General features: G+C 40.3%; 26 protein-coding genes. 13 read left to right on the top strand and 13 right to left on the bottom strand.

Going from position 1 to position 24421, the window contains the following annotated elements; genetic code table 11:
* Positions 1 to 126: 126 nt before the first annotated feature.
* The 8 genes from cyoE (at position 127) to ACWPKD_RS05915 (ending at position 5180) form a co-directional block, all read left to right on the top strand.
* Positions 127 to 1041, top strand: coding sequence for a heme o synthase (gene cyoE, locus ACWPKD_RS05950; protein ID WP_455411754.1), 915 nt, complete (start codon positions 127 to 129; stop codon positions 1039 to 1041).
* 2 nt (positions 1042 to 1043) lie between these two features.
* Entirely contained in the window at positions 1044 to 1625 is a 582-nt protein-coding gene (locus ACWPKD_RS05945; RefSeq protein ID WP_455411753.1) for a cytochrome c oxidase subunit 3, read from the top strand.
* A gap of 44 nt (positions 1626 to 1669) precedes the next feature.
* Positions 1670 to 2647 (top strand): cytochrome c oxidase subunit 3, encoded by a 978-nt coding sequence (locus ACWPKD_RS05940; RefSeq protein WP_455411752.1) that lies wholly within the window; start codon positions 1670 to 1672, stop codon positions 2645 to 2647.
* 19 nt (positions 2648 to 2666) lie between these two features.
* Positions 2667 to 3017, top strand: coding sequence for a cytochrome C oxidase subunit IV family protein (locus tag ACWPKD_RS05935; RefSeq protein ID WP_455411751.1), 351 nt, complete (start codon positions 2667 to 2669; stop codon positions 3015 to 3017).
* A gap of 72 nt (positions 3018 to 3089) precedes the next feature.
* On the top strand, positions 3090 to 3740 hold the full coding sequence (locus ACWPKD_RS05930; protein WP_455411750.1) for a hypothetical protein: 651 nt from the start codon (positions 3090 to 3092) through the stop codon (positions 3738 to 3740).
* A gap of 3 nt (positions 3741 to 3743) precedes the next feature.
* The gene (locus ACWPKD_RS05925; protein ID WP_455411749.1) at positions 3744 to 4370 is read left to right on the top strand and encodes an SCO family protein; all 627 of its coding nucleotides are present in this window, start codon (positions 3744 to 3746) and stop codon (positions 4368 to 4370) included.
* Positions 4370 to 4909 (top strand): DUF420 domain-containing protein, encoded by a 540-nt coding sequence (locus ACWPKD_RS05920; RefSeq protein ID WP_455411748.1) that lies wholly within the window; start codon positions 4370 to 4372, stop codon positions 4907 to 4909. Before ACWPKD_RS05925 ends, ACWPKD_RS05920 begins: the two co-directional genes overlap by 1 nt.
* 4 nt (positions 4910 to 4913) lie before the next feature.
* Positions 4914 to 5180 (top strand): hypothetical protein, encoded by a 267-nt coding sequence (locus ACWPKD_RS05915; protein WP_455411747.1) that lies wholly within the window; start codon positions 4914 to 4916, stop codon positions 5178 to 5180.
* 47 nt (positions 5181 to 5227) lie between these two features.
* Here the strand turns inward: ACWPKD_RS05915 and ACWPKD_RS05910 are convergent, their stop codons facing one another.
* A complete protein-coding gene (locus ACWPKD_RS05910; protein ID WP_455411746.1) occupies positions 5228 to 6619 on the bottom strand; it encodes a DUF4403 family protein in 1392 nt (463 codons plus the stop codon).
* 147 nt (positions 6620 to 6766) lie between these two features.
* On the opposite strand from ACWPKD_RS05910, the gene ACWPKD_RS05905 reads away from it, so the two are divergent.
* The 3 genes from ACWPKD_RS05905 to tsaB all read left to right on the top strand — a co-directional run bounded on the left by ACWPKD_RS05905 (position 6767) and on the right by tsaB (position 10233).
* Positions 6767 to 8101: a TolC family protein gene (locus tag ACWPKD_RS05905; RefSeq protein WP_455411745.1), complete on the top strand. Its 1335-nt coding sequence runs from the start codon at positions 6767 to 6769 to the stop codon at positions 8099 to 8101.
* Positions 8102 to 8103: 2 nt separating this feature from the next.
* Positions 8104 to 9435, top strand: a complete 1332-nt coding sequence (locus tag ACWPKD_RS05900) for an efflux RND transporter periplasmic adaptor subunit (RefSeq protein ID WP_455411744.1) — start codon at positions 8104 to 8106, stop codon at positions 9433 to 9435.
* Positions 9436 to 9561: 126 nt separating this feature from the next.
* The gene (gene tsaB / locus ACWPKD_RS05895; RefSeq protein WP_455411962.1) at positions 9562 to 10233 is read left to right on the top strand and encodes a tRNA (adenosine(37)-N6)-threonylcarbamoyltransferase complex dimerization subunit type 1 TsaB; all 672 of its coding nucleotides are present in this window, start codon (positions 9562 to 9564) and stop codon (positions 10231 to 10233) included.
* On the opposite strand, the gene ACWPKD_RS05890 is transcribed toward tsaB, so the two are convergent.
* The 4 genes from ACWPKD_RS05890 to ACWPKD_RS05875 all read right to left on the bottom strand — a co-directional run bounded on the left by ACWPKD_RS05890 (position 10223) and on the right by ACWPKD_RS05875 (position 14328).
* Positions 10223 to 10993, bottom strand: a complete 771-nt coding sequence (locus ACWPKD_RS05890; RefSeq protein WP_455411743.1) for a mechanosensitive ion channel family protein — start codon at positions 10991 to 10993, stop codon at positions 10223 to 10225. The genes tsaB and ACWPKD_RS05890 overlap by 11 nt on opposite strands.
* A 5-nt stretch (positions 10994 to 10998) precedes the next feature.
* Positions 10999 to 13023 carry a thioredoxin domain-containing protein gene (locus ACWPKD_RS05885; RefSeq protein ID WP_455411742.1) on the bottom strand — a complete coding sequence of 675 codons (2025 nt, stop codon included), beginning with the start codon at positions 13021 to 13023 and terminating at the stop codon, positions 10999 to 11001.
* A gap of 109 nt (positions 13024 to 13132) precedes the next feature.
* Positions 13133 to 13336, bottom strand: a complete 204-nt coding sequence (locus tag ACWPKD_RS05880; protein WP_455411741.1) for a dodecin family protein — start codon at positions 13334 to 13336, stop codon at positions 13133 to 13135.
* A gap of 92 nt (positions 13337 to 13428) precedes the next feature.
* Entirely contained in the window at positions 13429 to 14328 is a 900-nt protein-coding gene (locus ACWPKD_RS05875) for a NifU family protein (protein WP_455411740.1), read from the bottom strand.
* A gap of 223 nt (positions 14329 to 14551) precedes the next feature.
* On the opposite strand from ACWPKD_RS05875, the gene ACWPKD_RS05870 reads away from it, so the two are divergent.
* Complete coding sequence (locus ACWPKD_RS05870) at positions 14552 to 15553, top strand: PorP/SprF family type IX secretion system membrane protein (RefSeq protein WP_455411739.1); 1002 nt, start codon at positions 14552 to 14554, stop codon at positions 15551 to 15553.
* 56 nt (positions 15554 to 15609) lie between these two features.
* Positions 15610 to 16128: a gamma carbonic anhydrase family protein gene (locus ACWPKD_RS05865; protein ID WP_455411738.1), complete on the top strand. Its 519-nt coding sequence runs from the start codon at positions 15610 to 15612 to the stop codon at positions 16126 to 16128.
* Here the strand turns inward: ACWPKD_RS05865 and murI are convergent.
* The 8 genes from murI to ACWPKD_RS05825 form a co-directional block, all read right to left on the bottom strand.
* Positions 16125 to 16904, bottom strand: coding sequence for a glutamate racemase (gene murI / locus ACWPKD_RS05860; protein ID WP_455411737.1), 780 nt, complete (start codon positions 16902 to 16904; stop codon positions 16125 to 16127). The two genes, ACWPKD_RS05865 and murI, sit on opposite strands and share 4 nt — an antisense overlap.
* Before the next feature lie 68 nt (positions 16905 to 16972).
* Positions 16973 to 17482, bottom strand: a complete 510-nt coding sequence (locus tag ACWPKD_RS05855) for an OmpH family outer membrane protein (protein ID WP_455411736.1) — start codon at positions 17480 to 17482, stop codon at positions 16973 to 16975.
* 23 nt (positions 17483 to 17505) lie between these two features.
* The gene (locus ACWPKD_RS05850; protein ID WP_455411735.1) at positions 17506 to 18552 is read right to left on the bottom strand and encodes an OmpH family outer membrane protein; all 1047 of its coding nucleotides are present in this window, start codon (positions 18550 to 18552) and stop codon (positions 17506 to 17508) included.
* Between the two features lie 35 nt (positions 18553 to 18587).
* Complete coding sequence (gene bamA / locus ACWPKD_RS05845) at positions 18588 to 21347, bottom strand: outer membrane protein assembly factor BamA (RefSeq protein ID WP_455411734.1); 2760 nt, start codon at positions 21345 to 21347, stop codon at positions 18588 to 18590.
* Positions 21280 to 22020 (bottom strand): isoprenyl transferase, encoded by a 741-nt coding sequence (locus ACWPKD_RS05840; protein WP_455411733.1) that lies wholly within the window; start codon positions 22018 to 22020, stop codon positions 21280 to 21282. The genes bamA and ACWPKD_RS05840 overlap by 68 nt, the downstream gene beginning before the upstream one ends.
* The gene (gene porG, locus ACWPKD_RS05835) at positions 22021 to 22704 is read right to left on the bottom strand and encodes a type IX secretion system protein PorG (RefSeq protein WP_455411732.1); all 684 of its coding nucleotides are present in this window, start codon (positions 22702 to 22704) and stop codon (positions 22021 to 22023) included.
* Between the two features lie 149 nt (positions 22705 to 22853).
* On the bottom strand, positions 22854 to 23738 hold the full coding sequence (locus ACWPKD_RS05830) for an NAD kinase (protein WP_455411731.1): 885 nt from the start codon (positions 23736 to 23738) through the stop codon (positions 22854 to 22856).
* Positions 23739 to 23744: 6 nt separating this feature from the next.
* Entirely contained in the window at positions 23745 to 24404 is a 660-nt protein-coding gene (locus ACWPKD_RS05825; RefSeq protein ID WP_455411730.1) for a CBS domain-containing protein, read from the bottom strand.
* Positions 24405 to 24421: the final 17 nt, after the last annotated feature.

Raw genomic sequence — 24421 nt, 5'->3', positions numbered from 1 at the left:
AAAGAAAAGGCAGGCTGAAAAGGCTGCCTTTTTTGTTAAAACTGAATTTGTGCTTTTATTTTAGGGTTTTGCTTTTGAAATAATCCCTTTTTTTGAAGTATATTTGCCGCCGATTGAAGCAATTAAATGAAAACCACTTTGAATACTTCTGAAAAAACCGTCACACTGACGGGTCTTTTTGTGGATTTTAAGGAGATCACTAAGGCAGGACTTGCTATTAGTGTGGTTTTTTCTTCTATTGTAGGCTATCTTTTAGGGTTCTCGGACGAGCATCCGTTTCAGTGGGGAACCTTTATTCTTTTGGCTGTCGGAGGCTATTGCATGGTAGGAGCTTCCAATGTTTTCAATCAGATTATCGAAAAAGATCTGGATGCTCTGATGGACCGAACTAAAAACCGTCCGCTTCCTTCCGGTCGTATCTCTAAGCAAAATGCTTTTATTTTAGGGGCGGTCTTAACTGTTGTCGGGTTGGCAATTCTATATGCGATCAATCCTAAAACTGCAATGTTCGGAGCGATTTCGATTTTCCTCTATACCAGTGTTTACACGCCTTTAAAAACGATGACGCCGCTTTCGGTTTTCGTGGGGGCTTTCCCTGGTGCTATTCCGTTCATGCTTGGATGGGTGGCAGCGACCAATGAATTCGGTATCGAGGCCGGTACTTTGTTTTTGATTCAATTTTTCTGGCAATTCCCTCATTTTTGGGCAATTGGCTGGTTTTTATACAAAGATTATGAAAAGGCTGGTTTCTTTATGTTGCCTACAGGTAAACAGGACAAGAAAACCGCTTTGCAAACTATATTATACACCGTTTGGCTTATCATTGCCTCGTTGATTCCCGTAGTTGGTTTTACAGGTGATTTAAAGTTGAGTTATATAGCCGCAGTAGTAGTATTGCTTTTAGGGTTGTGGATGTTGTATTTTGCGGTGAAGCTTTATAAAGAAATGGATGAAAAAGCAGCTAAAAAACTGATGTTGGTGAGTGTGTCGTACATCTCATTGCTTCAGGTGGTTTATGTTGTGGATAAATTTTTACAGTAGTTATGGAAATGTCAATTCAGGAAGAAAAAGAAAGAAAAGCAAGGTCGTATAAAATGCTGCTGTGGTTTGCTATGGTAAGTATCGTGATGGTGTTTGCCGGATTAACCAGTGCTTTTGTTATCAGCAAATCGCGTCCGGACTGGCTTAGTGATATGAATGTGCCGAATGCTTTTGTGATAAGTACTGTTGTATTGTTGGTAAGCAGTGTGACCTTTCATCTGGCAAAAATTTCGATTAAAAAGGATAAAAGAAGTGCTGCTACAACCTATCTTTTGATTACTTTAGCTTTAGCGATTATCTTTATTTATTTTCAATTTGAAGGGTTTAACCAACTTTTTGACAGTGGATATGTGCCTACGGGTAGTTCAGGGTCGATTACGGTTTCGTTTTTATATGCGTTCGTAATTATGCACGTTGCCCACTTAATTGGGGGGACAATCGCACTTTTAATTATAATTTATAATCATTTTAAACAAAAATACAATTCTACACAAACCCTTGGTATTGAGCTTGGTGCAATGTTTTGGCACTTTCTTGATTTTCTGTGGTTGTATTTGTTTTTATTTTTCTATTTCTACAAATAGAAAAAAAATGTAAATTTGGGAACTTTTTAACAAATAACTTTACAATGGGAGCGACAGTTACTACAACAGCTACTAACGAAAAAACTTGGGATGGCGGAAATGAGCCAATGGGAGCAAGTTATGGCAAAATGATGATGTGGTTTTTTATCGTATCAGATGCCTTGACCTTTTCAGGATTTATTGCAGCCTATGGTTTTTCGAGATTTAAATTTATTGAAACATGGCCAATTGCCGATGAAGTGTTTACCCACTTTCCGTTCTTACACGGTGTGGATGCGCCGATGTACTATGTGGCTTTAATGACTTTTATCTTAATCTTTTCTTCCGTAACAATGGTATTGGCTGTTGATGCGGGACATAAATTGCAGAAGCAGAAAGTTGCTATCTATATGGCTTTGACTATTTTAGGTGGTTTGATTTTCGTTGGTTCTCAGGCTTGGGAGTGGAAAAACTTCATTCAGGGTTCTCACGGAGCTGTTGAAACAAGAGGAGGTTCCATGTTGCAGTTTGTGAACAGACAAGGTGAAAGAGTGGCTATTGCCGATTTTGCACAACACTTGCCAAAAGAAAGAGAGCAATTAGAGCGTAAAGACGGTGTTTGGTATATGGACGAACCAACCCTTTCTACATACTCTGTTGAAGAAGTAGTGGAAGGATTTAAGGCAAACCCTGATCTTCGCGTTAGAACTGAAGTAATCAATGCAAATAAGAAGAAAACCATTCTTACCAGAGAGCAATCGTTAGAGCGTTTGAAAGAGGCTAAGTTGGTAGTGGAAGGCGCTAATATGTACCGTAACGAGTATGGTCATAAGTTGTTTGCGAATTTCTTCTTCTTCATTACCGGATTCCACGGATTCCACGTATTCTCTGGAGTGATCATCAATATCATCATTTTCTTAAATGTGATCGTTGGAACGTATGAGAAGAGAAGAAGCTATGAGATGGTTGAGAAAGTTGGATTGTACTGGCACTTCGTAGATTTAGTATGGGTGTTCGTATTTACATTCTTCTATTTAGTATAATTTACAAAAGATTTTTATCATGGGACATTCACACGAATCTAATACAAAGAGAATCTGGGGCGTATTTGCGTTTCTTTCCTTAGTAACAATTGTAGAGGTATGGTTAGGTATTACGAAGCCGCATACTTTATACATGACAAATCTTTTGTCGATGAATTTATTGAACTGGATTTTCATTATCCTGACAGTTGTGAAGGCATACTACATCATGTGGGCGTTCATGCACTTGGAAGGGGAGAAAAGTAACTTAAGATGGTCAATTGTTGGGCCGTTGGTGTTCCTTATTCTTTATTTAGTGTTTATCTTGTTGGTTGAAGCGGATTATGTTTATGAAGTTTTCAACACTTCTCACTATAAATGGATATTTTAATACCATATTAACGAATAAAAAAGGTACGCTTTGCGTGCCTTTTTTTATTTTTGTACCGGAAAAATATTGAAAATGAAGAAATACATTGTTCTGACGATTCTTTTTGCTTTGCCTATCTGTGCTTACCTGTTTTTTGCTTCCGGGGTAAACAGTTTTGCGAAGCTGCCTACCGTAACACCAAACATTCCTGAATTGCCGTTAAGTAAGTCGTTAAAAGGGGAAGAGGTTAAGCTTCAGGGGAAAATTACCATCTTGGGTTTCCCGGGTACCGAATTGGTGAAAGAAAAAGGGAATCTTTTTAATTTACAGCAGAAAATCTATAATAAAAACCGTGAATTTGAAGACTTTCAGGTGGTGATCATACTGCCGGAAGGCATGGAGCAAGGGGCGCAGCAAGTCTATACGGAATTGAGCCGTATCTCGGATATGTCACGCTGGCACTTTGTGTTTGTCAAACCGGAGGCTATTTCAGGTTTTTATAGTAAACTGAACCTTGTCGGTCAACTGAACCAGAACAATGCCACGGCGAATGTGTTTATCATCGATAAAGACAAAAACCTTAGAGGGCGTAAAGGTAAAAACAAGAAAGGCGAAGAGGAATATAAAGAAGGTTACAATACGATTTCAGCTGCAGATCTGCATAATGAAATGGCGGATGACGTTAAGATTATCCTGGCAGAATACCGTTTGGCCTTAAAGAAAAACAACAAGCGAAAAATTTAATTCATGAAAAATAAATCCTATATCGGTATTTCTTTTATCGTTTTGCTTTTCGGGATTTGGGCCGTGCCTAAAATCGTGGCCAAGTTCCAGAAATCTGATTTGCATATGGTAGGTCCTGTTCCTAAATTCGAATTGACCGATCAGCAGCATAAAAAAATTTCAGACAAAGATTATCTGGGGAAAGTATATGTGGTTGAGTTTTTCTTTTCAACCTGTCCTACGATTTGCCCACGTATGAACCAGAACATGCTGCAACTGCAAAAAGAGTTTTACGGAAAGCCGGATTTTGGCATTGCTTCGATAACCATCGACCCTACTACCGATACCCCGGAACATCTTAAAAACCATGCCGAACAATTGGGTGTTAAACATTATAACTGGCATTTTTTAACCGGAGACAGAGATTATATTTTTAAATTAGCCCAGACCGGTTTTAACCTGTACGCCGGCCAAAATAAAAATGTACCGGGAGGTTTTGAACATTCCGGAATGTTTGCCCTGGTCGATAAGGAAGGGAATATCCGTTGCAGAAGAGACGAATTCGATAACCCGATTTTGTATTACGACGGTTTGGAACAGCCAGGCATCGATATGTTGAAAGAAGATATTAAAAAATTAATGGAAGAATAATGGATCAGTCAATAGAAAAGAAATACAATAAATGGATTGTCGTTTTATCGGTCACGATACCTTTAGTAGTGGCTTTATTGTTTGGGGTGAATCTCAGAAAATTAGGGTATGATGTACAACCCCTTTCGTTTTTACCGCCTATTTATGCAGCAATTAATGGCATTACGGCTGTTCTTTTGCTGATGGCCATTTTAGCGATTAAGAGCGGTAAAAGAACCTTGCATGAAATCCTGATTAAAATAGCTATTGCCTGTTCAGTTGCTTTTTTAGGGATGTATGTTGCTTATCACATGACGGCAGACTCTACAAAATTCGGAGGAGAAGGTGTGCTGAAATATATCTATTACTTTATCTTAATTACACATATTCTTTTGTCTATCGTAATCATTCCGTTTGTTTTGATTACCTATGTAAGAGCTATTTCCAAGAGTTTTGAACGTCATAAGAAGATTGCCAGAATAACATTTCCGTTGTGGCTTTATGTGGCTGTTACGGGGGTGATTGTATATTTGATGATTTCGCCTTATTATGTGCATTAGAAAAATGAAACAAGCACAAAGAGCAAAGGGATTTGGAGGAGTGAAATTTATTCTTTTCTTTCTTCTGTTTTCCTTCTTCTTTTCTCTCGATGGACAGGCGCAGTGTGCGATGTGCCGTGCCGCACTGGAAAGTGAAGAATCCGGTGTCCAGGCTGAAGCCGTAAACGATGGTATTGTCTATCTGATGGCGATTCCCTATATACTGGTGGCAGGGCTCGGTTATGCGATCTACCGATTAAAATATGGAAAGAAAAAACAAGCCAATAAATAAAAAAGCAGTTTCGAAAGAAACTGCTTTTTTATTTTGCTTACAACAACTTATTCCATTCCGTCAATTTTGACACTCATTTGCCCGGATGTTTTGATAAAAGCGATAATGGCTTTATCGGTCAATTCTACTTTGTCAAATTCGAAATCATTTAGTGAGCCATTCACAAAAACGCCTTTCATCGGGGAGTAGTTGCTTAAATACGGCTGCATGTTTTTCTTTCCGTCTTCCAGATTCCCTTTGATCGAATAGCGGCAACTCTCCTGGATTTTGCGTAAAATCATGCCGCTAAGCAACCAATTGGCAGTTTTGGTTAAAAGGCCTTTAGTGTTCAGGACATAGTCCATCTGATCGAAATAGATTTCTTTGGTAACGGCATTGTAGTTAGGGAAGCCGGACAGGTAAATCGTCCCGTTTACACTTCCGATCATGTCCAGCGCAATGATCATTTTTCCGTCCTTGTGCCAAACATCCACCTTCTGAACCGTTATTTGGCGTTTACCGGAGCCAAAAGTCTGTCCTTGAAAATTCTTGGTCAGGATTCTTGAAGCGCTTTCGTACGTGGAAACAGCAGCTACAGAAGCTTCAATTTTATTAGGCATTTTGCTAACGGCTTTCAAGACGATGCTTTCTTTTTTGAAGGTGCTTATTGGTTGTTGGCCTACAATGGTCTGCATGTTGCATTTCAGTCCCATGTCCATCGTAATCTTGTTTTTGGACAGCACGGCATCGGTCACATATAATTCGTTTGGAACCATTTTGAACCAGGTTTCGTATTGTTCGCTAGTCAGGAAAGGGGTACTCAGTTTTTCCAGTACACTTAAAACCTGAGGTTTGAAATCCGTTGATTTGTTGATGGCTTCGTCTAATTTTTTTGCAATTTTCGATTTGAAAATGCGCAGCGTAGGGTTTACCAGATAGGTGATAGGGATATGTCGGCCTTTTACTTCGATGGAAGGGCTCTCGCTCCATTCAAAATCCTCAATAACGGAAGTGGTCGTCAGTTTCCAGTTGGATAGCTTGGCATCACTCAGCAGTTTGATGGTTCCGTTCAGGGTGATGTCTTTCATATCGCTCAATCCTAGATACTCGCTGCCGTATTTTACGCGGATCCATATTTTCATAGGTAAGACCGATTGGATCTTGCCGTTTTTCTCAATTAATTTGATGGGAGCCTGTTTCCAGATTTTCATTTCGGTATCATCGTCTGCAATGATGGTATCCTGATAGATCAGTCCGGCTAAGGTTTTGTTTAACTGGCTTTCAACCTCTTTTAGCGGAACTTCCACCGGCATGTTGATGTAGGAGGTTGTGGTTTTGATAACCATTGGGGTGTTGTCGCTGGGCAGCGGCTTGAGCGCTTCAATTTTTTTGGTGGAAGAACAGCCTATAAGTGTTGTCAATAAGGCTGAAACGGCTAATAAGGATAAAAATGCTTTCATGAAAACTGTGCTAAATGGGTGTAAATGTAAAATTTTTATTGGTTGCAGCGTGTAACTTTTTGTAAAGAAATGCGTCTTATGGGTTTTAAGAATAAGAGATTACTCTCAAAATTATATCTTTGTAACGCTCTTGTCAACTCTAAGCCTATGAAACGTATACTAGTGGTTAAAACACTGTTTTTTTTAAGTTCGTTTTTTTGCATACAAAGCCAGGCCCAGTCTAAAAAATGGACTTTGGAGGAATGTGTGGATTATGCGATCAAAAATAATATTTCCATCAAACAGTCCGAATTGGATCTGAAAACGGTTGATGTGGAAAAAATGGAAGCTCTTGGTGGTTTCTTGCCTACCATAAGCGGAAGTGCAGATTACAGTATCAATACAGGAGCCAATATTAACCCGGCAACGAACCAGTTCGAAAACCAGACTTTTAAATCGTTCAGTGCCCGTGCCAATGCCGGTTTGCCTCTTTTTAACGGGCTTCAAAACTGGAAATCACTGCAAAGGGTTAAACTGAACAAGATTGCTAATACGTACCGCCTTGATAAAATGAAGGATGATATCGCGTTGTCGGTAGCCAATTCCTATCTGCAGATTTTGTTCAACAAAGAACAGTTGAAAGTGTTGCAGAACCAAAACAAGATCGCCAAAGAGAATATTGAGAGAACCCAGAAACTAATAGATGCAGGTTCTGTACCGGCAGGGGATATTTACGATCTGAAGGCAACGGATGCGTCACAGGAACAGCAAATTGTCAATACCGAAAATGCTTTGTTGATTTCTAAAATCGCGTTGTGTCAAACTTTGCTTCTGGAAGAATATGCAACGTTTGATATTGCAGATGAGGCCTATGATATCCCAATGACCACTGTTCTTAATGAAAACCAGGAAACTATAGTCGGAAAAGCTAAAGAATCGGTAAAAGACATCAAAGTTGCCATGGCTAATGTTGACTTGGCGCATAAAGATGTTTCTATTGCCCGTTCGAGTTATTTACCTACATTGTCTGCGTTTTTGGGATACAACACCCGTTGGTCGGGAAGTTTAGATATTAAATTTATGGACCAGTTGTATCTTTTCGACGGTACAGCTTTCGGTTTGAGTTTGAACGTCCCAATACTAAACGGTTTCGCCACCCGCGGACGAGTGCAGCGCAGTAAAATTAGCGAAGAAAAAGCTAAATTGCAGTTGAAACAAACGGAGTTGGATTTGGAACGTAACGTTTATCAGGCTTATAACGATGTGGCCAATGCGAAAAAATCGTATGAAGCGGCGGAAAAAACATTGGAAGCAAGAAAACAGGCTTATGAATTTTCAAAGGCGCGTTATGAAATCGGGATGATGAATTCGTTCGATTTCACACAGGCCAATGTGGCCATGGAAAACGCGCAATCGGAAGTATTGCGTACCAAATATGATTATATTTTCAGAACCAAAATATTAGAATTCTATTTCGGAATTCCATTGTACAAAAAACAATAACCATGACAAAGAGAGTGAAATACTTACTGCTGGGAGCAGGTCTGTTGACTGTTTTACTGATAGTACTCGTTAAGGCGGGGGTAATCGGAAAAAATGAAGAAGGGAAAGAAGTCGAAGTGGCCCAAACCGATGCCATAACCATAGTGGAAACCGTTTCGGCTACCGGGAAAATCCAGCCGGAAGTGGAAGTGAAAATTTCTTCTGAAGTGTCCGGAGAGATTATTGCCTTACCGATTAAAGAAGGGCAAACCGTAAAAAAAGGCGATTTGTTGGTAAAGATCAACCCGGATATTTATGTGTCAGGGGTGAACAGAACCGTAGCTTCCCTTTCTACGACAAAAGCAGGATTAAGCCAGGCCGATGCCCAAATGAAAGAAGCAAAAGCAAATTACGACCGAAACAAACGTTTGTTTGAAAAAGGCGTGATTTCCAAAGCGGAATGGGATAAAGTGATTTCGGCTTATGAAGTGGCGCAGGCGAACAAGCAATCGGCGTATTATAACGTGCAGAGTGCTTCGGCAACTGTAACGGAAGCCAAAGATAATTTAGGAAGAACAACCATTTACGCGCCAGCTGACGGAACCATTTCAAGACTGGATGTAGAACTTGGGGAACGTGTTTTGGGAACCCAACAAATGGCAGGGACAGAGTTACTTCGTGTGGCGAACCTGAACAATATGGAAGTGGAAGTTGATGTGAACGAGAACGATATCGTGAAAATCAGCATCGGGGATGAAGCTAAAATTGAAGTGGATGCTTATCTGAAAAAAGAATTCAAAGGAGTGGTTACCAGTATTTCTAATTCTTCCACAGCAACCACCACCGCGGATCAGGTGACTAATTTTAAAGTAAAGGTGAGAATTGAGAAAGAATCGTATCAGGATTTAATGGAAGGCAAGCCGGCTAATTATTCGCCTTTCCGTCCGGGGATGACCGCGACTGTGGACATTATCACCACAAGAAAAGAAAACATATTGGCCGTGCCGATCAGTGCGGTGGTGATGAAAGCCGATACGACGTCTGCCAAAAAAGATATCGTGGAGGAACTTGAGAAAGAACAGGAAGAGAAAATCAAAGGTTCCGACGAGAAAAAATTCGAATGTGTTTTTGTGAAAGTAGGCGATAAAGCAAAAATTCGCATCATTAAAACCGGAATCCAGGACGATACCAATATTGAAGTGGTCAGCGGTCTGAAAAAAGGAGATGTTGTCATTATTGGCCCTTATACGACCGTTACCAAGGAGCTTAATCCGGGTGATAAAGTAAGGATCAAGAAAAAAGATGCTGAGGGGAAAGATAAGGACAAAGACAAGGATAAAGACGAAAAAGCTTAATAAACAGGTTAGTTATACTTTTAAAAGCCAAATTGTTATTGATAGCAGTTTGGTTTTTTTTATTGCTGCCGATTACTTGGAATTTGGGCCGGCAAACCCGTATCTTTGCCAATAATTTACAAACCGATGGCGTATATCCTAAACATTGAAACTGCAACGAAAAATTGTTCCGTAAGTATTGCCAATGAAGGCAAAACGGTGGTGTGTTTGGAAGTGGCCGATGAAGGCTACTCGCATGCCGAAAAGTTGCATGTTTTTTTTGAAGAGGCGTTGCAAAAAGCCGGAATCACCTTTCAGGAATTGAAAGCCGTTGCGGTAAGTCAGGGGCCGGGTTCGTATACCGGACTGCGTATTGGGGTTTCTGCTGCCAAAGGGTTGAGTTATTCGCTGAATATTCCACTGATTGCTACCGACACATTAGAAGCGTTGTCCCGAAAAATTACGGTGGAAAACGGAACCATTATTCCCATGATCGATGCCCGAAGAATGGAAGTTTTTACGGCTTTATTTGATCAAAATCATACCAGGATACGAGAAACCCAGGCGGAAATCATTGATGAAAACACCTATTCGGGACTAAACCAAACCCTTCACTTACTTGGGGACGGCGCAGCAAAATGCAAAACGGTGCTAAATTCGGATAAATTTGTGTACCATGATGCCGAGATACATCCTTCCGCTAACGAAATGAGTGCGATGTCGTATGCGAAGTACCTGCAAAACGATTTTGTGGATGTGGCGTATTTCGAGCCGTTTTACCTTAAGGATTTCGTAATGACTACCAAGCCTAAAGTTTAATCACGCCTTTACTCTGTTCCAGAATATCGGAACTCACTCTGCTCAGATCGGCATTTTTAACCCAGATTTTTACCGCGAAATTGATGTTGTCGTCGGTCAGTTCATGTACCGTTACTTCCGGTGCAGGAGATTTTAAAACCTTCGGGTGGTTTTTTACGATTTCTTCCAAGTTGGATTTTACCACTTTAATGTCAGAATCATAACTGGTTCTAACGATCAAATCACTGCGGCGCATGGTTTTTTCAGAGAAATTTTTGATTTTCCCGTTGGAAAGCACACCATTGGGGATATAAACGATCTGGTTTTGAGCCGTTAAGATTTTAGTGGTGAAAATATGGATTTCAAGTACTTTTCCGGTTTCGCCCTGTGCCTCAATATTGTCGCCCACTTTAAACGGTTTGAACATGATGATCAGCATTCCGCCGGCAAAATTGGAAAGGGATCCCTGCAGCGACATCCCCACGGCCAGACCAATGGCTCCCAGGATGGCTACAAACGAGGAGGTTTCAACACCTAATCGGGAAATAACTGTTACAAACAATAAGATACGGGCACCCCAAATTAGGATGTCCAGGATGAATTGGATGAGTGTGGGTTCCAATTCGCGTTTGATCATGATGCGTTCCACAACTTTGCAGAAGATCTTGATTCCCCAAAGACCAATGAAGGTAATTAAAATGGCCGATACAACGCGCGGCGAATAATCCACCAGAAAATTGAAATAATGTTCGACCAAGCTGTTTACTTTTTCGACTTCCATGGCTGTTATGAGATTTTGAGTTCTGATAGCGTAAGATTTAAGGATGAATTGGGTAATTGACAACTTTTATTTTTGCAAATATAAAACAACAGTTTGTTCTGTTCAAATCGGTTTTGCAGAAAGGGAAGGGTTGTTTCGGTCATACTTCCGGCCAGCAGCACATTGGGAAGGTATTCCGCGTTGAGTTTTTTAAGGTTTTCCAAAGCGTCTTTTCCGCAAACGGCGAGTTCTTTGTTGTCGTCGGCTAAATCCAGCCACAGGTTCAGCCAGTTCGAAAATGCCGAAGCATAATCCATATACGGAATCATGTGATGCAGCATCTGTAACGCCACTTTTTCATAATAGTTGTTGTGAAACAAAAGGCTCAGTGCGTATAAATTGTTGGCCATAACCGAATTGGAAGCCGGAATCACATTGTCTTCCGTTTCAAAATGTTCGGCAATGAGTTGGGTGTTGTCCTTCGGGTTGAAAGCAAAAAACTGTTTTTCGGTATCGTAAAAATGCTCCAGACAGTAATCGGTCAGTTGTTTGGCCTGATGCAGGTAGTTTTCGTTTAAAGTGGCCTGATATAAAGCGAGGAAAGCATCAATTACCAAAGCGTAATCTTCAAGAAAACCGGTTATGGTACTTTTTCCGTTTTTATAAGAATGCCAAAGAAACCCGTCTTCGGACCATTGTCGGGTAATAATGAATTGTGCATTTTTTTCGGCAATTTCCAAATAATGATCGTGGCCTAAAGCTTTGTACGCTTCGACATAGCCTTTCAGCATAATAGCGTTCCAAGAAGTTAAGGATTTGTCGTCCAGTCTTGGCTTCGGGCGTTTTTCCCTTTCGTTAAAAAGCAGTTGTTCCCACTGTTTCTTTTTCTGAAGCAGTTCGGTTTCGGTCATGCCGAATTGCGAAGCGAGGTTTTCGATCGTCTGGCTTTGGATCAGGACGTAATTTTCGTGCTCCCAAAAACCGAATTCGTTGATGTTGAAGACTTCTGCAAAAAGCTCAAAATCATCTTTCAGCAGTTGTTGTAAAGCTTCTTTTTTCCAAACGTAAAAAGCGCCTTCTTCCAATTTGCCGATTTCATTGATACTGTCGGCATCAAGTGCGGAATAAAACGCATGATCTGTATTGAAAAGTTCCCTTTCGGTAAACGCAAGAGTTTTTTCAATGACTTCTTGGTATAAAGGATTTTTTGTGCGTTTATACGCTTGGGCATATAAGGAAATCAACTGGCCGTTGTCGTAGATCATTTTTTCGAAATGCGGCACATGCCAGCGCACATCCACCGAATATCTTGCAAAGCCGCCATCTACCGTGTCAAACAAACCGCCGTACGCCATTCGGGTTAAGGTCAGGTCTACAAAATCCAGTAGGTCTTTCGATTTGGTCTGATAGCCGTAACGTTGCAAAAACAGATAATTGTTCGGCATCATGAATTTTGGTGCCCGTGCATAGCCGCCGTACTCCCAATCGAAGCTTTTAGACCATTTTTCCACCATAGGTTTTAAATTATCGGTAGTGGCCAATTGTTCGGAAGGGTTTTTTTCGACCACAGCCAAAACCTGTATGCCCTGATGCAGTTTTTCGGCATAATCGATCATCTTTTCCGGATTGTCCTGATATAACTGCTGGAGTTGTTGCAGTATGTCCATCCAATTCTCCTTAGGGAAATAGGTGCCGCCCCAAACCGGTCTGCCGTCGGGTAAACATACCGCATTTAAAGGCCAGCCGCCCTGCTTGGTCATTAGTTGGACGGCTTTCATGTAAATGGCATCCACATCCGGGCGTTCTTCGCGGTCTACTTTGATGGAAACGAAACCGGAATTCATCACCTGTGCGACCTCTTCATCTTCGAAACTTTCATGTTCCATTACGTGGCACCAGTGGCAGGCCGAATACCCGATGCTGACCACAATCAGTTTGTTTTGGTCTTTGGCGGTTTGTAAAGTATTGTTGTTCCATGCCTTCCAATGGATCGGATTGTTGGCGTGCTGCAAAAGGTAGGGACTGGTTTCGTGCTGTAATTCGTTTTTCATAAGTCTTGTTTTAGGGACGGAGAAGCCACCCCGTCCTTCGGACACCTTTCCAAGGGGAATAAAAAAAGCGTCCTTGTTAGAACGCTTAAAGATACGGTGATTTCTGAAATTATTTGATCTCGAAGGTAAGTTTCAGGTTGACGCGATAGGCGGTGACTTTTCCTTCTTCGTTCACTACTGCGCTTTGTTCCTGAACATATGCAGAACGGATATGTTTTAAGGTTTTTGCGGCTTCAGCAACCCCTTTTCTGGTGGCTTCTTCCCAGCTCACATCGGAACTGGATAGAATTTCTATAACTTTCATTACTCCCATGATGTGTTGAATTTTAAGGTTTAGCTAATAAAATTAGCAGGTATTTTCCTTAAAACCAATTCTTTATGGGGGTTTTTAGAGCAACTGCAAAATTATCCGTTTACTGCCTCAACTTTGATTTCCTGATCATTCAGCATTTCCTTCAACATGTTTTCGATACCGCTTTTCAGGGTAAAGGTTGAGGAAGGGCATCCGCTGCAGGCACCCTGAAGAATCACTTTTACGCGTTTTTCTTTTTCATCGTAGGATTGGAAAGCAATGTTTCCGCCATCGGATTGTACCGCAGGTTTTACGTATTCTTCTAAAATGTTGATGATTCGTTGTGAAATCTCATCCAGGTTGTCAAAATATGCTTCCTGTTGTGTTTCGTGGTGAACGGTTTTTACGATTTGTGTTTCGTCAATCACGGTTTTGCCTTCTTCAATGTAGGTTTTGATGAACGAGCGGATTTCCTGTGTGACTTCCATCCATTCGGCAATATCGTATTTGGAAACGGAAACGTAATTTTCATCGATGAACACTTCTTTTACAAAAGGGAATTTGAACAATTCCTTAGCTAGCGGAGAAGCGGCTGTATCGTCGATGTTTTTGCATTCCACCATGGTTTTGGTCAGCATTTTACTCGCCACGAATTTCATTACGGAAGGATTTGGCGTGGTCTCGCTGTACACGGTAATCGGTATTTTTTTATTAGTCGATTCGTCAATGTTGATGATTTTTCCGCCTTTGTCCACGAAGTTTTCAATTTCTTCCGCAAGCAGCTCTTTTACTTCGCTCCATTCAACAATCGAGAATTTTTCGACCGCGATGAAATTGCCCGAAATATAAACGGTTTTTACAAACGGAAGGTAGAATAGTTTTTTAGCTAAAGGCGATTCTCCCGTTTCGTCTATATTTTTAAACTCAAAGTTCTGACTTTTAGTGATGAACTCCGGAAATTCGAATTTCATAATCGTCGGATTCTGAGTCTCTTTTATTGTTACTTTTAACATGGTTTTTGTGATTTTTTGCAAATTTAATGAAGATATTTTCTATGATTAAGTATATTTGGCCTTTTAAAGAAAAAATTAACACATTGATAAGGTTTGTTTAAAATTTATTTGGACATTATTTCCTTACGGTTGTGTTACTTATTCAAAAATTTATATATTTGAGGGGTTTCAAAAAAAGACCTGTAATTTTCAAAAACGAACATTGTTTCAACTAGCAAAAGTTATGAAAATATTTAAAAAGCCTTTATTGGTTCTTGCATTAATCGTATCGCAGTTTTCTTTTTCACAGGAAGGTATTGCCGTATATTCAGATTATCTTTCTGATAACTATTATTTGATTCACCCGTCTATGGCCGGTGCCGCAAATTGTGCGAAAGTCCGTTTGACAGCACGTCAGCAATGGTTTGGACAGGAAGATGCTCCTAAATTGCAGACTTTGAGTTTCAATACTTCTTTGGGAGAATCACAAAAATCCGGTGTGGGTGTTATCGCTTTTAACGATAAAAACGGTTACCATTCACAAGTAGGGGCAAAAGTTACCTATGCACACCATATCCAGTTTGGAGGCGATTTGAACATGTTATCGTTTGGAGCCAGTGTGGGGGCAATCCAGAGTGTTTTGGATGAGACCCGTTTCAATGTTTTGGAATATCCGGATCCTACCGTTCAGGGAATTGTTCGTGATAAATACACATATTTCAATGTGGATTTAGGATTGTCGTATCATTTAAATGATTTCTATACACACGTTACCGTTAAAAATGCTATCGCAAACAAACGTCAGATTTATTCTGATGTGGAAAGTGATAACCTTAGAAAAGTACTTTGGTCTGCCGGATATACTTTTGGAAGCGATGAAGGAATCCAGTGGGAGCCTTCTTTTATGTTCCAGATGACTCAGGAAACTAAAGAAAAAGCGATTGACGCCAACATCAAAGTGTACAAGACTATGGAGAGCTTTGGTAAAATCTGGGGAGGTCTTTCGTACAGAAGAAGTTTTGACGGAACACAGTATTTACAAGATGGAGAAGTTAAAGAACAAAAATTACAATACATTACACCTATTGTTGGGGTAAACTATAAAAACCTGATGTTTGCTTATACGTACTCGTATTTAACAGGGGATATTAAGTTTGACAACAGCGGATTCCACCAGATTACTCTTGGAATCAACTTCAACTGTAAGCGTGAGCCTTACCACTGTAACTGTCCTGCAGTTAACTAATTATAAAAGAATTATTAATTTGTCCCGATATTATCGGGACTTTTTTTTACTAGTATATGGCACTGATAAAAGAAGTAAGGGGTTTTTTGCCTCAAATACCGGAAGATTGTTATTTAGCTGAAAATGCTACCGTGGTGGGACAGGTTACCTTCGGGAGCTCCTGTAGTGTATGGTTTAATGCTGTAGTACGCGGGGATGTGCATTCCATTACCATTGGAAATAAAGTAAACATCCAGGATGGTGCAATAATCCATTGTACCTATCAGAAGCATCCGACGGTTATCGGTAATAATGTTTCCATTGGGCATAACGCTATTGTGCACGGCTGTACGGTGCAGGATAATGTTTTGATCGGTATGGGCTCTATCGTTATGGATAATTGTGTTATTGAGAGCAATTCCATAGTCGCTGCCGGTTCGGTAGTGACCCAAAACACTGTAGTGGAATCCGGAACTATTTACGCCGGGATTCCTGCTAAAAAGGTAAAAGATATTAATGCCTCTGATTTTGCCGGGGAAATCGAAAGAATATCCAATAATTATGTGATGTACTCTTCTTGGTTCAAAGAGGATTAAAAGTCTTTTTCAATAACATTTTCGGTAAACCCGAGTATGTTTTTTAAAACGGTACTGTCACTGTTGGCATAGAAAATCTGCTTACTTTCTTCTTTAGAGGGATTAAGCAGATTATTTTTTTGCAGCACATTTTTAGTTTGTTTGGCGACCGCTTCACCGGAATCGATAATCTTGATGTGTTCCGGGATCATTTTTCGGATCTGTGGAATCAGATACGGATAATGCGTGCAACCTAATACCAAATAGTCGATATTGGCTTCCACCATTGGATTTAGATACGATTTCAGGAGTTGTGTCATCTCTTCGGATTCCATTTTGCCTTCTTCGATTAACTGTACCAGACCGTGGCCGATTTGTTCGATTATTTTTACATTGGAGTAGGTTTCCACTGCACGGTTGAATAATTCGCTGTTAATGGTGCCTTTAGTGGCTAATATGCCTATGGTCTCCGTCTCGCTTAAATTGGCGGCCGGTTTAATGGCTGGTTCAATACCGATAAACGGGATATCGTATTTTGCCCTGAGTTCTTTGATGGCATTTGTTGTAGCAGTATTACAGGCTACTACCACCATTTTGCAGTTTTGCTCGAGCAGTATTTCAGTGTTTTTAATACTTAACGCAAGAATTTCTTCTTTGGATTTTTGTCCGTACGGTGCGTTTTTGCTGTCGGCCAGATAAATTGTATGTTCATGGGGTAGAAGGGTGTGGATTTCCTTCCAGATGGAAGTTCCGCCAATGCCGGAATCAAAGATGCCTATAGGTTGGTTGCTGCTCATAAAACAAATGTAAAAAAAAACTGCCCTTGTGAAAGGGCAGTTTTTTATTTTATGAAAAAATTATAAGATTAGAATCCTAATTCTTTTTTAACATCAGCCAATAAGTTTGGTCCTTCAGCTAAAATTACACCGCTTCCGGTTGTAGAATCCAATACATACTGGTATCCTTTTGCTTTAGCAACTTTTTGGATCGCATTTTTAGCTTTGTCCATGATTGGTTTTACCAAATCCATTTCTTTTTGCTGAACCTCCTTCTGAGCTGTTTCTCTGAATTGTTGGATGCGTTGTCCCATATCTTGCATTTCTTTAGCACGGGTTTCGTTTACCGCTTCACCAACGGTTGTAGCTTCAGACTCGTATTTTTTTAGTTTGTTTTGGTATTCTGCAACCAAAGTCTGATATTCTTTTTCGTAAGTTTCTCCGATTTTTTTCACTTGAGCCTGAGCTGTTTTCATTTCCGGCATCGTAGTCATTAATTCCTGTACATCAATGTGAGCCACTTTTGCCTGTGCTGAAACAGTCTGGTTAGCACCTAAAAATAATGCAGCAGCGATAAGTAAAGTTTTTAATTGTTTCATTTTGATACTAGTTAATTTAATTTTTAATTCTTGTTTTCTGTTTTTTGTTTATCTGCTTCTTCTTTGGCTTTTTTTGCCTTTTCTCTGTCTTCTAATATTTTCTTTCTTCGTTCTTCAAGCGCTTTTTTACGCTCATCGATTTGTTTTTTCTTGTCTTCAGCGATTTGTTTTCGCTTTTCTTCGGCTTCGAGTTTTTTTCTTGCAGCATCTGATACCGCAGCGCTGTCTTTTTGTTTTTCCGGTGCGGTTTTGCCGTCAGAAAGTTTTATGCTGTCTTTAGCGGTTTCTGTAGCTGGTTTGTTAGTGGTTTTGCCTTGATTTCTCTTGGCCGCTTTCTCATCTAACATTTGCTGGCGTTTCTCGGCATACGCTTTTTTCTTGTCCTCTGCCGCTTTTTTACGCTCTTCTATAAGCTTTTCTCTGGCAGCTTTCTTCTCATCCAATTTTTTCTGACGTTCTAACTGATCAGGGTTTTCAGCAGCGATATCTTCCAGGGCATCCTGTTTTTCCTGTTCTTTGATCTGTTTTTTAGACATCTGTTCCTTTTTCTGGGCTCTGGTCAAAACACGTAAAACCCTGTCACTGATGTCGAAGCGCTGTGAAGCAAAAACCATCGACATGTCCGAAGATTTGTCAAATACAAAATCGTATCTTCCGGCTTCAGCGATATCTTGAACAGCATTAAAAACCTGATCCTGTATCGGCTTTATTAAAGTGGCCTTCTGGATCATCAAATCTCCGCTAGGACCAAACCTTTTTTGCTGATAGTCCAACATTTCCTTTTCAAGGAACATAATTTCTTCTTCTCTTTCAGCAATCAATTCACGCGTTAAAAGCACCTTTTCAGTATTCAGGTTGTCTCTTAGTTTATTGATTTCTGCTTTCTTCAGCTCAATTTCCTGTTTCCAGGTTTGTGCTTTTTGTTCAAGCTGGTTTTTGGCTTCGGCATATTCTGGTGCTTTTTCCAGAATATAGTCCATGTCAATATAACCTACTTTTACTCCTTTACCTTGAGCATTTGCAAACACGCTTGCAAGAGTTACAAGTGCAATCAAAAAATGTTTTCTCATAACTGAAAAGTTTAGTTCAACTATCGTGCCAAATCTTAAAACTGTTGTCCAATAATAAAATGTGTCTGCCAGCCGCTCTTTTTCTCCTCTCCAGGAACTGGGTCAAACCCGTGTCCGAAATCAATTCCCAATAAACCAAATGCCGGCATAAACACTCGCAATCCAAATCCAGCGGAACGCTGTAAGGAAAACGGATTGTAATCTTTAAACGATCCAAACGAAGCACCACCTTCCACAAAAGTCAAAGCATAAATGGAAGCTTGCTGTTTCAATGTAATAGGATAACGCAATTCTAGGGAGAATTTATTGTAAATAGTTCCTCCAATTTGTTCCGGAATACCGTTTTTGTAGATAACCGGTGAAAGTGACTGGTTCGGATAACCACGTAACTGAATCATTTCCCTTCCGTCCATCGAGAAATTGGCCAAACCATCTCCTCCTAAATAGAACCTTTCGAACGGAACCAACCCTCTGTCCTGATTATACGCTCCCAAGAATCCGAATTCTCCTAAAGATCGTAGTACTAATTTATCATAAATTTTTGTATACCAGTCAGCTTTGAACTTAATTTTATAGTATTCTAACCAATTAAATCGTTTTTGGTCGATTTTTGACGGATCAGCTGCAGCATCTTCCCATGTGTCCACTTTTTTCGGAAGGATATTATCTGAATTTCCAGGTAAAACATCTACGTAATCTCCAGGGTAAACCATAATACCGTCAGAACCCACAAACTGTGTTCCGGAATAAACGTATTTGTTTTCTTTAAGCTTGTCCAAGTTTTTATAATCTACTCCATTTACAAGGGAATACGGCGGGGTGAATTTTCCGGAAACCGAAAACTCCGAACCGTAAGTAGGGTAGATAGGGTTAAGACCTTTGCTGTTTCGGGAAAGTCCGATAGTATACGTTAAGTTTCGGGAAGCCCCGTTTCCGAAGGTAAACAATCCTGTGTTGTAATTGTTCAGGTTGTAATACTGGAATGATACCGAATTTGACAATACGAAATAGTCATCCGGAGCCGCTAATCGTTTAGCCATACCTACCGAAATGGTCGTAATGTTGAAACTTTGGCTGCGGTCCACATCACGCGAGGAATAATTGTATAAATATTGCGTACTGTGTGAAAGCGATGTTGAGAAACTTACTGGTTTTTTTCCGCCTAACCATGGTTCAGAGAACGATAAGCTGTAGGTTTGAAAATAGGTGCTTCCCTGTAAACGCAAGGCCAGTTTTTGACCGTCTCCCATAGGAAGCGGTTTGTAGGCCTTCTTGTTGAAAATGTTTCTAACCGAGAAGTTGTTAAAGGAAAGACCAAGGGTTCCGATGAAACCGCCACCGCCATAACCACCCTGAAGTTCGATCTGGCTGGATCCTTTTTCAACTACATTATAATTGATGTCCACGGTACCGTCTGCTCCGTTAGGTTTGACGTCCGGAGATAATTGCTCCGGATCGAAATAACCCAATTGGCCTAATTCGCGGATGGTTCTTACCACGTTTTCCTTGCTCCATTTCTGTCCCGGTTTGGTACGTAACTCACGGTAAATTACGTGGTCGTTGGTTTTGTCGTTACCGGTAACCGTAACATTGTTGAAATAGGCTATCGGTCCTTCAGTGATTCTGATTTCGAAATCGATGGTGTCGTTTACCGTTTTTACTTCCACGGCATTGATGTTGGAGAATAAATAACCGTTGTTCTGGTATAGATTGGTTAAGTCTTCCGCATCCGGGTTTTTCTTGTCGGAAATACGTTCGTCTAACATCTTGCCATTGTAAACTTCTCCTTTTTTTATACCAAGTACTTGCTCCAATTGCTGGTTGTTGTAGATACTGTTCCCCAGGAAGCGGATGTTTCCGAAGTAATGTTTTCTTCCTTCTTCAAGATTGATGTTGATGTCTACAGTGTTCTTTTCTTTGTTGAAATTAACGGTTTCTGAAGTAACACGGGCATCACGGTATCCTTTTTCTTTGTATTTGTCCACGATAGCCGTTAGGTCCTCGTTGTATTTCTCCTTGATGTATTTAGACGATTTGAAAATACGCAAAGGGTTTAAAGGCGCTTTTTCCTTAGTGCCGGACATGGCTTTTTTAAGTTTTGCGGATTTTAGCTGCGAGTTTCCGCTGAAGGTGATTTTGTTGATTTTCACCTTTTTACCGCGGTCCACGGCAATAACCATGTTTAAACGATTGTCAGTGGAATCGGGTACAGTATTTATGACTACTTTGGTGTTGTAGTATCCGTCTTTTTTGTATTTGTTTTCGATGTAGTTTTTGGTGGTGGTCAAAAGGTTTTCGTTGATCACCTTGTCTTTCTTAAGATCGTTGTCTTTGATCAGTTCGTCAATTTTGCCCTTTTTGACACCTGTGAATTTTACATCATTCAGTTTTGGTAATTCGTTGATGCTCAGCTCTAACCAGATACTGTCGTTCTGTATGCGGTTGATGTAAAAGTTGATGTCATTGAAAAGCCCGAGCTTCCAAAGTTTTTTAATGGCGTTGCTCACCTCATCTCCCGGAACCATTATAGGTTGGCCTTTTTCAAGCCCGGCAAAAGTAATTACGGTTTGTTTGTTGTAGTTTATTTTTCCCGTTACGTCAACATCGGCAAGTATATATTGTTTTCCGGCTTCGGGAGCAGTTGTTTCCTGAGCTTTTAAAGTAGATATATTTCCTAATAGTAAAACAGCAAAAAGTAGTTTTGTTGCCTTTTGAAACATTGTGGTATTATTTAATTTGTTCACTCGTTTTTCCAAATCTTCGTTCTCTTTTCTGATAACTGATAATTGCTTCATACAAATCTTTTTCTCTAAAGTCAGGCCATAACACCTCGGTAAAATAGAATTCAGCATACGCAATCTGCCAAAGCAGAAAGTTGCTGATTCGGTGCTCACCACTGGTACGGATAACTAAATCGACATCCGGTAAATTTTGCGTGTAAAGATGCTGATTAATAATTGATTCGTCAATATCAGTACTTGAAATTATATTATTTTTAACTTTATCGCTTATTTTTCTCACGGCATTGACAATTTCTTCGCGGGAGCCGTAGCTCAGCGCAAGTGTCAAGGTCATGCGTGTATTGTCTTTTGTCTTTTCGATAACATCCATCAGTTCTTTTTTAACGGAGGCCGGCAAATTGTCCAGGTTTCCAATCGAATTCAGGCGGATGCTATTGTTCTGAAGGGTTTTTAGTTCTCCTTTTAAGGAGGTAACCAGAAGTTTCATCAAGGTGTCGACTTCCAGTTTCGGGCGGTTCCAGTTTTCAGTGGAAAAGGCGTAAAGGGTTAGGTTTTCTATGCCCAGTTTAGCCGAAGTTTCCACAACTTCACGAACGGCTTTGGTGCCGTTTTCGTGGCCAAAAGCACGTAACATCCCTTTTTGTTTGGCCCAACGACCATTACCATCCATGATGATGGCCAGGTGCTTGGGTAGATTGTCTTTGTTTATGGTGTCTTTCAAATTCATTTATTCTGCGCAATAACATGGGTTTTGACCAAACGTGTACGTAAGGGTGAGCCCTGTGAAAACATACCAGTCTTTGCTGTTTAAGTTTCCGAATCGTAAGGAATTGTAATCGTCGTTTTTAGGATTACTTCCGTCTAAATTATCTGTAAAACTGTATTTTATACTGGTTTCCAGTCCTAATACAAATTTATCGGCAATACGGCTTTTGATGCCCACGGTCATGGGGATGGCAAAGGCCCATTTGCTTTCGTCTATTTCAGTCTGGCCGTTGATCACATACAGTTCATCGTATCGGAAATAGCTTAATCCCGAATGCACATATGGGGTTACGATCCAGCCACTGTCGTGCAGGTTGAAATCAAAAAAATTGAATTCCAGGCCCGCTGACAATTCTTTTATTTCGTTTTCGAAGCTGTAACCTCTTTTATATCTTGAGGGAGCATCCGAATCCAAATCATCTGAAGTAATTTTTCCCTGGGTATATGAAAAACGCCAAGAGTGTCTTTTACTTCGGTTCCATTTGTACAAAAGGCCTAAACTCAGCTCGTTAGGGCTGATATAATCGGTTGGGCCAACATCACCAATATAGTTGCTTCCGCCTACAAAAACGCCAATCTCATGGATTTGAGCCTGTGTTTCAGAAAACAGCAAGAGAAAGAAAGCGACAAGTACGATTCTGTTCATTTTGTTAAAATAGTGTGCAAATATAATAATATTGATTTCTAAACCACCCCAATCGTTATATTTTCATGCGATTAAGGATGTAAATTATTGGATAATCAATAATTAACGGGAATTGTGCCTCGATAGTATGAAAAAAACAATAAAAACTATCAATTGCGTTTATCCTCGCCCCACAGCAATTTGTTGCGTAATGTTTTCAGAAAAGTTTCATTGGGGAATTCCACCATATTGATGGTAAAAGGGGCTTTTTTGATGTGTACTTCGTTTTCGTTGTCGATGGTTTTGGTGCCGGAATCCAGCGAAATCAGAAACTGGGGTTCTCTACCGGAAACTTTCAGTTTGATTTCAGTCGCATCGGAAATAATCAACGGGCGTACATTAAGGTTGTGAGGGGCAATCGGTGTGATGACCAGGCAGCCGGAATCCGGTGTGATGACCGGTCCGCCACAACTCAGGTTGTAGCCTGTGGACCCAGTCGGAGTAGAAATAATCAGTCCGTCTGCCCAAAAAGAGGTTAGGTATTCACCGTTCAAACAGGTTTCGATGGTAATCATCGATGTGGTGTTTTTTCGGGAAACCGTTATTTCATTCAGGGCAAAATTCAGATCGAAAATATCGCAAGGGTCCGGATAACATTCTAAACTTAAAAGCGTTCTTTTGGAAAGTTGGTATTGTTTTTCGAAAAGATTCGGCAATAATTTTTCGATATCGTCCTGTTGCACATTTGCTAAAAATCCCAAACGCCCAGCATTAATCCCTACAATCGGAATGTTTTTGTTTTTTACGAACGTAGCGGCGCGCAACATGGTACCGTCACCTCCGATACTGATAAAGAAATCGATGCTGTTGTCTAGTTCATAGTGCGTGGAAAAAACTTCGTAGTCGCCTTCAATAAGTTTGTATTCCTGAAGGGTGTTGAAAAAGTTGGCTTCAAAAACCGCTTTTGCGTTGTATTTATCCAGAACAGCGAAGACTTTTTTTAGGATGTCGTGTGTTTTCTCCGGGTAATATTGTCCGTAAATGGCTAATTTCATAGAAGCTTAAATGTTTAAGTACATATCCAGATAGTCAGACCGGTCTCTGAGGTTGTTCAGATAAGCGTCTTCCTGGTGTTCGCTGATGATTTCGTAATTGTATCTCCTGAAACTCTGAATGATTTCATTCATACCGCCCAGGCTCATTTTTACCGTTACCTGCACTTTGTCGATATCGGAATAGGAAATAAAGGCGCCCAGCAGTTTGGCGTTGTTGCTTTCAATGATCTGAGCAATTTCTCCCATACTGTAGTCGCGAACTCCTTTTTCTACTATAATAACACCGCCATCTTCTTTCAGGAACGGTGTATCGTTGAAAATTTTAATAATGTCGTCGAGTTCGTAATATCCCAGGTATTTGTTGTTCGCATCCAGAACCGGGATCAGGTTGGCTTCGTTTTTGGCGAAAACTTCCATAACGTCTAGCCAGTTCAGGGTACTGCGCACAAAAAAGCGCTCGAAATTGTAGCGGAAATCGTTGATGATTTTGTTGTCTTCCAGTAATTCCGCATCTTCAGCATTGATGCAGCCAATGTAGACCCCATCTTCCAATACTGGAAAATGACTGAAGGAATATTCCAGAAAAATATCCTGAGCATTTTCAATTCTGTCGGTTATTGAAAGTGCATTGATTTCGTTGCTTATATAGTCAGTAATTTCTATCATGGGAATAAAATCCAAAT

Source organism: Flavobacterium pedocola (genome assembly GCF_053764385.1).
This window is presented reverse-complemented; position numbering and strand designations above follow the sequence as displayed.